A 13872-nucleotide genomic window follows, 5' to 3' on the forward strand; every position below is an offset into this window, starting at 1 on the left:
GGGGGCGGCGGGCGGCGGTGCCGGGCGGCGGCCGCCCGCGGTTGCGTGCGGCCGCTCCACGAAGTTATCACCTGTCTGTGACTGTCGTCACGACCGCGCGATAGAGCGTTCGGACGGCCTGCGGCCAGGGAGCCGGCAGGCGCCGTCACGGAGTCACGGATCGTCGATAGCCCCGTAACGGCGGGAGCATCCGTGCGCGACGGCCCGTTCGCCCGGGTACACGGCCCGGTACGCGGGGCGGACGTCCCCGCCGCCGCCCGTCGACCGCCTCCGGGCGGGAAGCCGTACCATTCCTGTGTTGAAAGCAGGACAGCCTGCTGATGAACGGACCCGCCTTGCACGAGCCGCCCTCCGCCCCCGCCTCCTGGCGCATCGCGCTGCCGCACACGGCTGCGGCGGTGCCGGTCGCCCGCGCGCTGGTCCGGACGGCGCTCGCCGAGCTGGAGCACGCGGCCGACAGCGACACCGCCGAGCTGCTGACGGCGGAGCTGGTCGCCAACGCCGTGGAGCACGCCGCGGGGGACGGTCCGATAGAGCTGGTGGTGGAGCTGCTGCCGTCGGGCTGTCAGGTCGAGGTCCACGACCCGGACCCGGCACCGCCCGGCGACCTCACGATCCCGCGGCAGGCCGGGCCGCCCGACCCCTGGCAGGAGCACGGGCGCGGCCTTCTCCTCATCCGCACCCTCAGCTCCTCCTGCGGCCACCGCCCCACCGAGTCCGGCAAGGCGGTCTGGTTCAGGCTTCCCGTCGTGCCGCCGCAGCGCCGGTACGCGCGCTAGTCGCGCCCTGGGCGAGCCGCGAGTGGCGGCGACCGTAGCCCACGTACACCAGGAATCCGGCCACGAGGAACGCGGCGAACTGGAGCCAGGTCCTCCAGCCGGTCTCGTACATGAGGTAGAGGCAGAAGCCGACTCCGAGCACCGGCATGACGGGGTAGAGCGGCACGCGGAAGGTGCGGGCGAGGCCGGGCTCGCGGCGCCGCAGGGCGATCACCACGACGTTGACGACCGCCATGACGGCCAGGGTGCCGATGGTGGTGAGGTCGACGACCGCGTCCAGCGACGCGAAGGCGGCCGGGACCGCGAAGACCGCCGCGACGATGAGCGTCCCGGAGACCGGGGTCGAGGTCTTCGGGGAGACCCGCTCGAAGACGCGCGGGACGAGTCCGTCGCGGGACATGGACATGAGGACGCGGGTCTGTCCGTACATCACCGCGAGGACGACCGAGGCGATCGCGACGACCGCTCCGAAGGCCACGATCCCGCCGCCGACGGCGGAGCCGGTGACCTCGTTGACGACGTAGGACAGCGCGGCGGCCCGGTTGCCGACCCGGTCCGCGCCGACGGCGCCGATCGCGGCGAGGGCCACGGCGCAGTACAGCAGGGTGACCAGGCCGATGCAGACCAGGATGGCGATCGGGATGTTGCGGCGCGGGTTCCTGGCCTCCTCGCCGGCCGTGGTGATCGCGTCGAAGCCGATGTACGAGAAGAAGGCGGCCGTGGTGCCCGCGCCGATGCCGCCGAGGCCGGCCGGCGAGAACGGGCTGAGGTTGCCGTCCTCGAAGGCGGTGAAGCCGATGGCGCAGAAGAGCACGAGGATGGCCAGCTTCAGGATCGCCATGGCGGCCGTCGCCCGGGCGCTCTCACGCACGCCGCGGACGAGCAGGACCGAGGCCAGGGCGATCACGACGACCGCCGGGAGGTTGACGACCCCGCCGTCGCCGGGACCCGCGGACACCACGTCGGGCAGTTGCACGCCGAACAGGCTCCTGAGCAGCTCGTTCACGTACTGGCTCCAGCCGACGGCGACGGCCGACACGGAGACGCCGTACTCCAGGAGCAGACACCAGCCGACGAGGAACGCCGTGCCCTCACCCAGTCCGGCGTAGGCGAAGGAGTACGAGGATCCGGAGACGGGGATCGCGCCGCCGAGTTCCGCGAAGGAGAACGCGGTGAAGACGCAGGTGAGTGCGGCGAGGACGAAGGAGACGACCACGGCGGGTCCGGCCTGGCCGACCGAGTCGGACAGGCCGACGAAGATGCCGGTGCCGACGATCGCGCCGACGCCGAAGCAGACGAGCTGGAAGAGGCCCATGGTGCGCTTGAGGCCATGGCCTTCGAGGTCCGCGCCGGATTCGGCGACCAGGAGCTCGGTGGACTTGATGCGGGGAGCGCGCTTGCCGCGGGCGGCGGGCTCGGTGCGTGGAGCGGGCATGCGGGTGGTGCTCATTTCGGTGCAGCGGGGGCGCGACGGGGTCGGTCGCAGGACGGGCTGCGGAAGGGATGGTTCCGCATCTCGCCGAGGATCGTACGGCGAGATGCGGCGGAAGCGGTACACAAGGCCGGGCGGGGGCTGCCCGTGACCGGCCGGAGAGCACGGACAAGCCCGCCCCGGGCGGGGCCACGTCAGGCCGAAGCAGGCCTCAGGCCGGGTCAGGCCGTCAGACGGGCAGGGGGCAGTCAGGCCGTCAGGCCGGGCGGGGTGCGGTCAGGCCGGGCCGGGCCGGGCGGGGTCAGGTCGGGCCAGGTCCCGTGAGGTCACCGGGTCAGGGGCGGTCAGGCCGGGCGAGGGTCGCGACCAGGATCGCCTTGATGGTGTGCAGCCGGTTCTCCGCCTCGTCGAAGACGACCGAGTGCGCCGACTCGAAGACCTCGTCGGTGACCTCGAGCGAGTCCAGGCCGTGCGCTTCGTGGATGTCCCGGCCGACCTTCGTGCCCAGGTCGTGGAAGGCCGGCAGGCAGTGCAGGAACCTGACGTCCGGGTTGCCGGTGGCGCGCAGCACGTCCATCGTCACGGCGTACGGCGACAGGGCGGCGATGCGCTCGTCCCACACGTCCTTGGGCTCCCCCATGGACACCCAGACGTCGGTGGCCACGAAGTCGGCGCCGCGGACGCCCTCGGTGACGTCCTCGGTGAGCGTGATGCAGGCGCCGCTGTGCTCGGCGAGCTCGCGGGCCCGGGTGACGATCTCCTCGGCGGGCCAGTACGCCCGCGGTGCGACGATCCGCACGTCCATGCCGAGCAGGGCGCCGGTGACCAGGTAGGAGTTGCCCATGTTGAAGCGGGCGTCGCCGAGGTAGGCGAGGGCGATCCCATCGAGCGGTTTGTCGCTGTGCTCGGTCATGGTGAGGACGTCGGCCAGCATCTGGGTGGGGTGCCAGTCGTCGGTCAGCCCGTTGTAGACCGGCACCCCGGCGTACGCGGCGAACTCCTCGACGCCGGCCTGACTGTCGCCCCGGTACTGGACCGCGTCGAACATCCGGCCGAGCACGCGGGCGGTGTCCTTCACGGACTCCTTGTGGCCCAGCTGCGATCCGGACGGGTCGAGGTACGTGGTGGAGGCGCCCTGGTCCGCGGCGGCGACCTCGAACGCGCAGCGGGTGCGCGTCGAGGTCTTCTCGAAGATCAGCGCGATGTTGCGCCCTTGCAGGTGGCGCTTCTCCGTGCCCGCCTTCTTGGCCGCCTTCAGCTCCGCGGCCAGCCGGACCAGAGCGCGGAACTCCTCCGCGGTGAAGTCCAGCTCCTTGAGGAAGTGGCGGCCGGCGAGGGCGGTCGGGACTGTCGCCATTGGGGGCGCTCCAGGGTGACGATGACGGGGACTTCTGGAATTCTATACGACCATCAACATTTCTATACGGCCTGCGTCCGGCCGCCCGGCCGCCCGGCCGCCCGGGAGCCCTGCGTCCTGCCGCCCCCGGCCGTCCATGAGCCCCACGCCCCGCCCGCCCCGGGCCGTCCGCTCCGCCGCCCTACACGGCGTCCCGCTCGACGGGGCAGCTCATGCAGCGGGGGCCGCCCCTCCCCCGGCCGAGTTCGCTGCCCGGGATCTCTATCACCTCGATGCCCTGCTTGCGCAGATGGGTGTTGGTCGTCGAGTTCCGCTCGTAGGCGATGACGACGCCCGGCTCGACCGCGAGGACGTTGCAGCCGTCGTCCCACTGCTCGCGCTCGGCGGCGTGCACGTCCTGCGTGGCGGTCAGCACGCGGATCTCACTGAGCCCGAGGGCGGCGGCGATCGCGCGGTGCATGTGCTCCGGCGGATGGTCGGTGACCTTCAGCTCCTTGTCCCCGACGCCCGGCTCGATGGTGTAGGAGCGGAGCATGCCGAGCCCGGCGTACTGCGTGAAGATGTCGCCGTCGACCATCGTCATCACGGTGTCCAGGTGCATGAAGGCCCGGCGCTTGGGCATGTCGAGCGCCACGATGGTGCGGGCCGAGCCGGCCGCGAACAGCTTGTGCGCGAGCATCTCGACGGCCTGCGGCGTCGTGCGCTCACTCATGCCGATGAGGACCGCGCCGTTGCCGATGACCAGCACGTCGCCGCCCTCGATGGTGGACGGATAGTCCGCCTGCCCCTCGGACCAGAGCGAGAAGGACTCGTCGCGGAAGAGCGGGTGGTGCCGGTAGATCGCCTCGAAGTGCACGGTCTCCCGCTGACGCGCCGGCCAGCGCATGGCGTTGATGGACACCCCGTCGTAGATCCAGGCGGAGGTGTCCCGGGTGAAGAGGTGGTTGGGCAGCGGGCCGAGCAGGAAGTCGTCGAGGTCCATGACGTGGAAGCGCACGGAGGTCGGCTCGGCGTGCGCCTCCAGGAACTCCCGCTTGGTCATGCCGCCGACCAGCGCGGCGGCCAGGTCCGGGGCGGACATGCCCTCGAAGGCGGCCCGCAGGTGGTCGGTGGCCAGCGGGCCGTACTCCTTCTCCTCGAACACCCGGTCGAGGACGAGCGAGCGGGCCGCCGGGATCTCCAGGGCCTCGGTGAGCAGGTCGCCGAAGAGGTGGACGGCCACCCCGCGGTCGCGCAGGACGTCCGCGAAGCCGTCGTGCTCCGCGCGCGCCCGGCGCACCCAGAGCACGTCGTCGAAGAGCAGCGCGTCCTTGTTGCTGGGCGTGAGCCTTTTGAGCTCGAGGTCCGGCCGGTGCAGGATGACGCGGCGCAGCCGCCCGGCCTCGGAGTCGACATGGAATCCCATGACTCCATCCTGACCATCCGGACGCGTTTCACCCGCCCATCCGCGCGAACCGGGCCCACTTGATTTCGTCCCCTTGACGATAAGTGGACTTCACGGTTATCGTCTCAATGACGACAACGGGCGGAGGTTCGGAACCCCCGCCCGGCGACGAAGGGGTAGTTCCATGGCCGACATCACCCGGCGCTTCGGCTGGCGCCACCTGCGTGGTGCACCTACCGCGCATGTGCGGCACCACCGGTCGGGCCGGCTGGTGCACGACGGGCCGGGGCTCAGCTTCTGGTACCGCGCACTGAGCGCGGCGCTCTCCGAAGTCCCGGTGGACGACCGCGAGTTGGCGATGACCTTCCACGCCCGTACGTCCGACTTCCAGGACGTGGCCGTGCAGGCGACCGTCACCTACCGGATCAGCGACCCGGGCCTCGCCGCGGCCCGCCTCGACTTCTCCATCGATCCCGACACGGGCGTGTGGCGCGGTGCGCCGCTCGAACAGCTGGGGACCCTGCTGACCGAGACGGCCCAGCAGCACGCGCTGGACGTCCTGGCCCGTACGCCGCTGGCGTCGGCCCTGGTGGACGGGGTGGCGGCGGTGCGCGAGCGGATCGCGGGAGCACTCGCGGCCGAGCCGCGGCTGCCCGCGACCGGGATCGAGGTGGTAGCCGTCCGGGTCGTGGCCCTGCGCCCCGAACCCGAGGTGGAGCGGGCGCTGCGCACCCCGGCGCGGGAGCAGATCCAGCAGGACGCGGACAAGGCCACGTACGAACGGCGCGCCGTGGCCGTCGAGCGGGAGCGGGCGATCGCCGAGAACGAACTGGCCAGCCAGATCGAACTCGCCCGGCGCGAGGAGCAGTTGGTCGACCAGCGCGGTACGAACGCGCGCCGCGAGGCCGAGGAGCACGCGGCGGCGGACGCCGTGCGGGCCACGGCGGAGGCGGCCCGCACGGTGCGCCTGGCCGAGGCGGAGGCCGCGCGCACGGTACGGCTGGCCGGCGCGGAGGCCCGGGCGGCGCGGGAGGTGGGCGAGGCGCGGGCCGAGGCACAGGCCGCCTGGCTCCGGGTCCACGGGGACGCGGACATCGCCACGCTGCACGCCCTGACGGGCACCCGGCTGGCGGAGAACCTGCCCCGGATCGACAGTGTCACGGTGTCGCCGGACGTGCTGACGGGTCTGCTGGCCAGGCTCGGCGGCGGCGCCCCGCAGGAACCGGCGTGAGTCTGGCACCCCGGGCCGTGCTGGTGCACCGCACCACCGAGTACGAGGAGTTGGTGGCCCGGCACGGCACGCACGGGCAGGCCGCCTTCTTCCTGGCCTCACGGGGACGTGACATCACGGAGGTCGCGGACCGGCACCGGCGCACCCGCGAGGCGCTGGCCGAGGTCGCCGCCGCCATCCCGCTGACCTGGCGTCAGGCCCGCGTGGAACGACGCGATCTGGACCGGTTCCTGTTCGGTCCGGAGGACGTCGTGGTCGTCGTCGGCCAGGACGGGCTGGTGGCCAACGTCGCCAAGTACCTGGCGGGGCAGCCGGTGGTCGGCGTCGACACCGATCCCGGGCGCAATCCGGCGGTGCTGGTGCGCCACCGGCCCGGTGACGCGGGCGCGTTGCTGGCCTCGGCGGTCGGCCGCGGCGGGCGGACCGACGAACTGACCATGGTCGAGGCGGTGGCCGACGACACCCAGCGGCTGGTCGCCCTGAACGAGATCTACCTCGGAGCCGCGGGCCATCAGACGGCCCGCTACCGGCTGGGGCTCGACGGCGACAGGGGTGTCGTCGAGCCCCAGGCCTCGTCCGGGGTCCTGGTGGGGACGGGGACGGGGGCGACCGGGTGGCTGCGGTCCGTGTGGCAGGAGCGCGGCGGCCGCCTTCCCCTGCCGGGGCCCTCGGACGACCGGCTGCTGTGGTTCGTCCGCGAGGCCTGGCCGTCACCGGCCACCGGCACGTCCCTCGTGGCCGGCACCCTCACGAGCGGGTCACGCCTCACCCTCACCGCGGAGTCCGACCGCCTCATCGCCTTCGGCGACGGCATGGAGACCGACGCGGTGGAACTGACGTGGGGCCAGACGGTAAGGGTGGGGGTGGCTCAGACCCGGCTGCGGCTGGTGGGGTGAGCCTCAGCCCCGACAGTTCAGCCCCTTCGGCGTTTGAGGAGCGGGGTCCGGGGCGGAGACCCCACGTCGGTGCGGAGACCCGGACCAGCGCGTGTCCCGGGCCCGGGCAGAGGCTCGGTCCCGGGACGGAACCCCGGCCCGGGACGGAACCCCGGCCCGGGACGGAACCCCGGCCCGGGACGGAACCCCGGCCCGGGGCAGCCCCAGCGTGGGGAGGGGTTGAGGAGGACGGACCCGTCAGAGACGGGGATCCACCGGTTCGGACTCCAGCGCCAGCACCCCGAACACCGCCTCGTGCACCCGCCACAACGGCTCCCCCTCGGCCAGCCGGTCCAGCGCCTCGAGGCCGAGCGCGTACTCCCTGATCGCCAGCGACCGCTTGTGGTTCAGGAAGCGGCCGCGCAGCCGCGCGAGGTTCTCGGGCCGCGTGTACTCGGCGCCGTAGATGATCCGCAGGTACTCCCGTCCCCGGCACTTGATGCCGGGCTGCACCAGCCGCCCCCGCGGTGACCGCACCACGGCCTGTACGGGCTTGACGACCATGCCCTCGCCCCCGCGTCCGGTCATCTCCAGCCACCAGTCGACCCCGGCCCGCACGGACTCCGCGTCGCCCGTGTCCACGAACAGCCGCCGGGTGGTCTGCAGCAGACCGCTCCCGTCGTGCTCGACGAGCCGGTCGATCAGCGCGAGCTGCTCGTCGTGCGGGAGCGCGGCGAGGCTGCGGCCCTGGACGGCGAGGATCTGGAAGGGCGCGAGACGCACGCCCTCCAGTCCGTCCGTCGTCCAGCAGTACCGCCGGTAGGCGTCCGTGAACGCCGCCGCGTCGGCGGCCCGTTCACGCTGCTTGACCAGGAGGTCCCGCACGTCGACACCCCGCGCCGCCGCCCCTTCGAGCGCGGCTAGCACCCCCGGGAACACCGCCCCCGAGGCGGCGCCGACGGCCGCGTACTGCGTCCGCAGCAGCCCGGACGCCTTCAGCGACCACGGCATCAACTCGGCGTCCAGCAGCAGCCAGTCGGTCCCCAGCTCCTGCCACAGCCCCGCCTCGTCGGCGGCGGCCCGCAGCCGGCCGAGGATCTCCTCGGTCACCGCGCCGTCGTCGAAGAAGGGCCGGCCGGTGCGGGTGTACAGCGCCCCGGTGGGCCCGTCCGCGCCCACGCCGAACCGCTCGCGCGCCGTCGCCGCGTCCCGGCAGACCAGCGCGACCGCCCGCGACCCCATGTGCTTCTCCTCGCACACGACCCGCGCGACCCCGTCCTCCTTGTACTGAGCGAAGGTTTCGGCCGGGTGCTCCAGATAGCCGTCGACGTGCGAGGTCGCGGTCGGCGCCATAGTGGGCGGCAGATACGGAAGCAGCCTCGGGTCCACGGCGAAGCGGCTCATGACCTCGAGCGCCGCGGCCGCGTTCTCCTCGCGGACGGACACGCGCCCGGCGTGCCGCGTCTCGACGACCCGCCTGCCGTGCACGTCCGCCAGGTCGAGCGGCCGGCCCTCGTGCCCACCGGGCGCCTCGGAGGCCAGCGGCCGTGCGGGCTCGTACCAGACCCGTTCGGCGGGAACGTCGACCAGTTCGCGCTCCGGCCAGCGCAGCGCGGTGAGCCGGCCGCCGAAGACCGCGCCCGTGTCGAGGCAGATCGTGTTGTTCAGCCAGGTCGCCGTGGGCACCGGGGTGTGGCCGTAGACCACGGCCGCGCTGCCCCGGTAGTCCTCCGCCCACGGGTAGCGCACCGGCAGGCCGAACTCGTCGGTCTCGCCGGTCGTGTCGCCGTACAGGGCGTGCGAGCGCACCCGTCCCGACGTACGCCCGTGGTACTTCTCGGGCAGCCCGGCGTGGCAGACGACGAGGCGGCCGCCGTCCAGGACGTAGTGGCTGACGAGCCCGTCGACGAATTCCCGGACCTGTCGCCTGAACTCCTCGCTCTCACCCTCCATCTGCTCGATCGTCTCGGCGAGCCCGTGCGTGGGCTGGACCTTGCGGCCCTTGAGGTAGCGCCCGTACTTGTTCTCGTGGTTGCCCGGTACGCACAGCGCGTCGCCGGACGCGACCATGGACATCACGCGGCGCAGGACGCCCGGGGTGTCCGGGCCGCGGTCGACGAGGTCGCCGACGAAGACGGCCGTCCGGCCCTCGGGGTGCGAGCCGTCGACGTAGCCGAGCCGGGTGAGCAGCGTCTCCAGCTCGGAGGCGCAGCCGTGGATGTCGCCGATGATGTCGAAGGGCCCGGTGAGGTGGGTCAGGTCGTTGTACCGCTTCTCGGTGCGGACCTCCGCGCTCTCGATCTCCTCCACGCCCCGCAGGACGTGCACCTTGCGGAATCCCTCGCGTTCCAAGTGCCGCAGGGAGCGGCGCAGTTCGCGGGTGTGGCGCTGGATGACGCGGCGCGGCATGTCGGCGCGGTCGGTGCGCGCGGCGTTGCGCTCGGCGCAGACGTCCTCGGGCACGTCGAGCACGATGGCGATGGGCAGCACGTCGTGCTCCTTCGCCAGGTCGATCAGCTGCCGGCGGCTCTCCTGCTGGACGTTGGTCGCGTCGACGACGGTGCGCCGGCCGCTCGCGAGGCGCTTGCCCGCGATGTAGTGGAGCACGTCGAAGGCGTCACGGCTCGCGCCCTGGTCGTTCTCGTCGTCGGCGACGAGGCCGCGGCAGAAGTCGCTGGATATGACCTCGGTCGGCTTGAAGTGCCGACGGGCGAAGGTCGACTTGCCCGAGCCGGACGCGCCGATCAGCACCACGAGGGAGAGGTCGGTGACGGGCAGGGTGCGCGCCTTGGTGGTCTTGTCCGTCATGCGGCCTTCTCCTCCTTCGTGACCGGGGTCCTCGCCGGGTCGTCGTGTGTGGTGGCGCGCAGGGTGAACACGGCCATCTGGGTCGGCGGCCCGACCTCGGGGTCGTCGGTGCCGACGGGGACGAACTCCACGTCGTAGGCGTGCCGTTCGGCCACCGCCGCCGCCCAGGCGCGGAACTCCTCGCGGGTCCACTCGAAGCGGTGGTCACCGTGCCGGGAGTGGCCCGCCGGGAGGGACTCCCAGCGGACGTTGTACTCGACGTTCGGCGTCGTCACCAGGACGGTCCTCGGACGGGCCGAGCCGAAGACGGCGTACTCCAGTGCGGGCAGCCGGGGCAGGTCGACGTGCTCGACGACCTCGCTCAGCACCGCCGCGTCGTAGCCCTTGAGCCGCTTGTCGGTGTACGCGAGCGAGCCCTGGAGGAGTTTGACGCGCGCGGCCTGGCGCTCTCCCAGGCGCTCCAGCTGGAGCCGGCGCGAGGCGATGGTGAGCGCCCGCATCGACACGTCGACCCCGACGATCTCGGTGTACCGCGGGTCCTTGAGCAGCGCCTGCACCAACTGGCCCTGTCCGCAGCCGAGATCGAGGACGCGTCCGGCACCGGAGGCGTGCAGCGCGGCGAGGATCGCCTCACGGCGCAGCACGGCAAGCGGCACGGACTCGGCCTTGGCCTTGGCCTCGGCGGAGGCGGAGGCGGAGGCGGAGGCGGAGGCGGAGGCTTCGGCCCCCGCAAACGCGCCGGCTTCGGCACCGCCCGCCTCCCCGGTGCCACCCGACTCGCCGCCGGCGGCCGCCCACGGGACGTCAGCCGAAACGCCGGCGCCCGCCCCCGGCGTTTCGGCCGAAACGCCCGTGCCGGAGCGGCCGTCGGCCGAAGCGCCCGCGCCGGAAGAGCCGTCGGTGTCCGGCTTGTCCCCGACCGCGTTGTCGATCTCCCCGACCGCGTTGTCGATCTCCTCGACCGCGCTGTCGTCGGCCTCGGCCAGCCGCACGAGCTCCAGCCGCTCCATGGCCTCCCGCGTCAGCGACCAACGCCTCGAGAGGTACCGGCTGGTGATCAGCTGCTGCTCGGGGTGGTCCGGGAGCCAGCCCTCGCCGGCCCGCAGCAGCTTGTCGACCTCGTCGGACGCCACCCAGTAGTGCTTGGCGTCGTCGAGCACCGGAAGCAGCACGTAGAGGTGGCGCAGCGCCTCGGCCAGCGTCAGTCCGACCTCGGCGGACTCCAGCACGAGGCGTACGTAGCGGGAGTCGCCCCAGGCGGGGAACCGGACGTCCAGCGGCACCGCTTCGAGGGTGACCGTCCAGCCGAGAGGTTCGAAGAGCTTGCGTACGAGGTCCGCGCCGCCGCGGGCGGGCAGTGCGGGCACCTCGATCCGCAGGGGCAGCGGCCGCGCCGGCAGGTCGGGCCGGGCGTTGCACTGTCCCTTCATGGCGCTGGCGAACACGGCGCTGAGCGCGACGGCGAGCAGCGAGGACGCCGCGTAGGGGCGGTCGTTGACGTACTGCGCGAGCGCGGCGTCGGGGGCGCCGCCGCGGCCCTTGCCCTTGCCGCGCCGGATCAGCGCCACCGTGTCCACCTCCAGCAGCAGCGCGGCCGTGCACCGCTCGGCGGACGCCTCGGGGTAGAGGACGTGCGCCTTGCCGTAGGAGGTGGAGAACGCCTGCGCCTTGTCGGGGTGCTTGTGCAGCAGGAAGCCGAGGTCGGTGGCGGGGCGCTCTGCGGTGCCGGTGGTACTGATCGTCAGGAACACGGTGGGTGGCCTCGAAACGTCGTTCGTGCCGCGTACCCGTCGGATCGGCCGTCGCCGTGCACGACGGGTGCACCTGCGCGGGCCGCGTCGAGCCGCCGCGATGGGAGAGCGCGCCGTCGATCACGGTTTCCCGGCGCGCCCGCACAACTTACAGCGAAGGCCCGGGGTACCCTCCGGGATTTTTCGCCCCGGGAATCCCCTTCATCACCGGCATGGTGCCGCTCGTCGCAAATGTGTCTATTGGCGCCGTAGACACACCTCGGGCATAGGCCGGAGTCACCCCTGGTGGATCAACGCTCCTTCTTTCCGGGGGTTTAAGCAGCCGGTTCGCGACGTTTTGCACCCTCGGGCGCGTACGGTGCATTGATGACAGTGGCGTAGGGTGGCGGTGCTATTAACTGCCTGTCCGCGTACCCGAGTTGACGGTTGGCCGACGGCGTACCGCTGTGTACCCCCGCGCCGACCGAGAGGACTCCCATGTCTGAATCCCCGGCCTATGCAGTGCGCTCGGATTCCGGTCGGACGACCGCTGCGAGTCCGGCCCGAAACAGGCACGGCAGGCCCCCCGCGCAGGGCGGGGACACCGACTCCGCGGCCCGCTCCCGCGCCGTCCGCCTCGCGGTGCTGCCCGCGGCCCTCATGGCACTGCTCGCCGGGGCCACCGTCGGCTATGTGCTGCTCGCCCAGTCCGGCGCGGCCGACGCCGCCACCTGGGGCGTACTCGCCGGTGCCGCCGTACTGGGCTGCGGTGTCCTGGTCCTCGCCGCGCGGGCCGGCGCCGCCGACGCACGGCGCTCCGCACGGGACGGCTCCACCGACGCCCGTCTGACCGCCGAGCACCACGCGTCCGCGCTGCGCCGCCAGGTGGGACAGCATCTGGCCGAGGTGCAGGAGATGGCGCGCCGGCTGGCGACGGGCGAGCCGGTGGAGCTTCCGCACTTCGAGGAGCCGGCCCCGCCGGCCGACGTGCACGATCCCGTCGGCCGGCTCGCCCACGACCTGACGGTGAGCGTCTGGCACACCCGGGCGGCCATCGCGCAGGCCGCGCAGAACGGGACGCCCTCGGACAGCGAGGAGCGGGTCGAGGTCTTCGTCAACCTCGCCCGCCGGCTGCAGAGCCTCGTCCACCGCCAGATCAACATGCTCGACAACCTGGAGAACGAGGTCGAGGACCCCGAACTCCTCAAGGGCCTCTTCCAGGTCGACCACCTCGCGACCCGTATCCGCCGGCACGCGGAGAACGTGGCGGTCCTCGGCGGCTCGGTGTCCCGCCGCCAGTGGACCAAGCCGGTCAAGATGATGGAGGTGCTGCGGTCCTCGATCGCCGAGGTCGAGCACTACTCCCGGGTCAAGCTCGTCCCGCCGCTCGAGGGCTCCCTGCGCGGTCACGCCGTCGCCGACGTCATCCACCTGCTCGCGGAACTCGTCGAGAACGCCACCGCGTTCTCCGACCCGGGCACCCAGGTGCTGCTGCGCGCCCAGCGCGTGACCGCGGGCATCGCCGTGGAGGTCGAGGACCGCGGCCTCGGCATGTCCCAGGAGGAGCAGGACCGGATCAACGCCCTGCTGGCGAACCCCGACCGCATCGACATCAGCAAGCTGCTCGCGGACGGCCGCATCGGCCTGTACGTGGTGTCCGCGCTGGCCCGCCGCCACGGCATCGTGGTGCGGATCCAGGGCAACATCTACGGCGGCGTCCAGGCGATCCTGGTCCTGCCGGTCGGCCTCATCGGCGACGACTCTCCCCCGGCGCCCCACCAGGCGGCGCACGAGGCGGCCCGGCCGGTCCACGCCGCCCCGCCGCAGCCCCACGCCGTACAGGCGGCCCCCGAGGCGCGGTACACACCTCCGCCGCTGGACACCGCGCAGCCGATGACCCGGACCCAGCTGCCGCAGCGTCCCGCGCAGCAGCAGCCGGCGGCCGCGCCCCCGCAGGCCACGTACACCCCGCAGCGGCACCACGGCGCTCCGCCGCAGCCGTACGCCCCGCAGCAGCACGCACAGCACAGCCCGTCACCCCACGTACCAGGCCCGTACGACAGCGACGACCGCCGCTCCGGGCGGCCGGCGCTGCCGCAGCGCCGAGCGCAGGAGCACCTGGCCCCAGAGCTCCGGGACGCGCCCACCGCACGCATGTCGGGGGGCATGCCGGAAGGCGAACACGATCCGGGACTGATGGCCGCGTTCCAGAGAGGGGTCAGCCTCGCCGACGCCGTGTCGGACGAGGACCCCGCTGACCACTCTCGCTAGCAGGC

General features: G+C 72.8%; 9 protein-coding genes. 4 read left to right on the plus strand and 5 right to left on the minus strand.

All coding sequences use genetic code 11. From position 1 onward, the window contains the following. Window positions 1-320: 320 nt before the first annotated feature. The gene (locus tag AC069T_RS07855) at window positions 321-779 is read left to right on the plus strand and encodes an ATP-binding protein (protein WP_478781889.1); all 459 of its coding nucleotides are present in this window, start codon (window positions 321-323) and stop codon (window positions 777-779) included. Here AC069T_RS07855 and AC069T_RS07860 read toward each other — a convergent pair. The 3 genes from AC069T_RS07860 to AC069T_RS07870 all read right to left on the minus strand — a co-directional run bounded on the left by AC069T_RS07860 (window position 736) and on the right by AC069T_RS07870 (window position 4973). After that, a complete protein-coding gene (locus AC069T_RS07860; protein WP_478781890.1) occupies window positions 736-2214 on the minus strand; it encodes an amino acid permease in 1479 nt (492 codons plus the stop codon). The genes AC069T_RS07855 and AC069T_RS07860 overlap by 44 nt on opposite strands. 331 nt (window positions 2215-2545) lie before the next feature. Then, window positions 2546-3568 carry an ornithine carbamoyltransferase gene (gene argF, locus AC069T_RS07865; protein ID WP_478781891.1) on the minus strand — a complete coding sequence of 341 codons (1023 nt, stop codon included), beginning with the start codon at window positions 3566-3568 and terminating at the stop codon, window positions 2546-2548. 181 nt (window positions 3569-3749) lie between these two features. Continuing rightward, entirely contained in the window at window positions 3750-4973 is a 1224-nt protein-coding gene (locus tag AC069T_RS07870) for an arginine deiminase (RefSeq protein ID WP_478781892.1), read from the minus strand. 163 nt (window positions 4974-5136) lie between these two features. Here AC069T_RS07870 and AC069T_RS07875 point away from each other — a divergent pair, with 163 nt between their 5' ends. Together AC069T_RS07875 and AC069T_RS07880 are read left to right on the plus strand one after the other, a co-directional pair. After that, window positions 5137-6183 carry an SPFH domain-containing protein gene (locus tag AC069T_RS07875; protein ID WP_388781602.1) on the plus strand — a complete coding sequence of 349 codons (1047 nt, stop codon included), beginning with the start codon at window positions 5137-5139 and terminating at the stop codon, window positions 6181-6183. Further along, the gene (locus AC069T_RS07880) at window positions 6180-7079 is read left to right on the plus strand and encodes an NAD(+)/NADH kinase (RefSeq protein WP_478781893.1); all 900 of its coding nucleotides are present in this window, start codon (window positions 6180-6182) and stop codon (window positions 7077-7079) included. The genes AC069T_RS07875 and AC069T_RS07880 overlap by 4 nt, the downstream gene beginning before the upstream one ends. Before the next feature lie 237 nt (window positions 7080-7316). Here AC069T_RS07880 and AC069T_RS07885 read toward each other — a convergent pair whose 3' ends face one another. Both AC069T_RS07885 and AC069T_RS07890 read right to left on the minus strand, forming a co-directional pair. Further along, window positions 7317-9866 (minus strand): polynucleotide kinase-phosphatase, encoded by a 2550-nt coding sequence (locus AC069T_RS07885; protein WP_478781894.1) that lies wholly within the window; start codon window positions 9864-9866, stop codon window positions 7317-7319. Next, window positions 9863-11617, minus strand: coding sequence for a 3' terminal RNA ribose 2'-O-methyltransferase Hen1 (locus AC069T_RS07890; protein ID WP_478781895.1), 1755 nt, complete (start codon window positions 11615-11617; stop codon window positions 9863-9865). The genes AC069T_RS07885 and AC069T_RS07890 overlap by 4 nt, the downstream gene beginning before the upstream one ends. Before the next feature lie 477 nt (window positions 11618-12094). Here AC069T_RS07890 and AC069T_RS07895 point away from each other — a divergent pair, with 477 nt between their 5' ends. Further along, window positions 12095-13867 (plus strand): sensor histidine kinase, encoded by a 1773-nt coding sequence (locus AC069T_RS07895; RefSeq protein WP_478781896.1) that lies wholly within the window; start codon window positions 12095-12097, stop codon window positions 13865-13867. Window positions 13868-13872 lie beyond the last annotated feature (5 nt).

The organism is Streptomyces sp. NPDC043867, assembly GCF_056435845.1.

Excerpts from the sequence above, each read along its gene's own strand:
- AC069T_RS07885 (WP_478781894.1), bottom strand. The coding sequence starts at position 9,866 with ATGACGGACAAGACCACCAAGGCGCGCACCCTGCCCGTCACCGACCTC.
- AC069T_RS07870 (WP_478781892.1), bottom strand. The coding sequence starts at position 4,973 with ATGGGATTCCATGTCGACTCCGAGGCCGGGCGGCTGCGCCGCGTCATC.
- AC069T_RS07855 (WP_478781889.1), top strand. The coding sequence starts at position 321 with ATGAACGGACCCGCCTTGCACGAGCCGCCCTCCGCCCCCGCCTCCTGG.
- AC069T_RS07875 (WP_388781602.1), top strand. The coding sequence starts at position 5,137 with ATGGCCGACATCACCCGGCGCTTCGGCTGGCGCCACCTGCGTGGTGCA.
- argF (WP_478781891.1), bottom strand. The coding sequence starts at position 3,568 with ATGGCGACAGTCCCGACCGCCCTCGCCGGCCGCCACTTCCTCAAGGAG.
- AC069T_RS07895 (WP_478781896.1), top strand. The coding sequence starts at position 12,095 with ATGTCTGAATCCCCGGCCTATGCAGTGCGCTCGGATTCCGGTCGGACG.
- AC069T_RS07860 (WP_478781890.1), bottom strand. The coding sequence starts at position 2,214 with ATGCCCGCTCCACGCACCGAGCCCGCCGCCCGCGGCAAGCGCGCTCCC.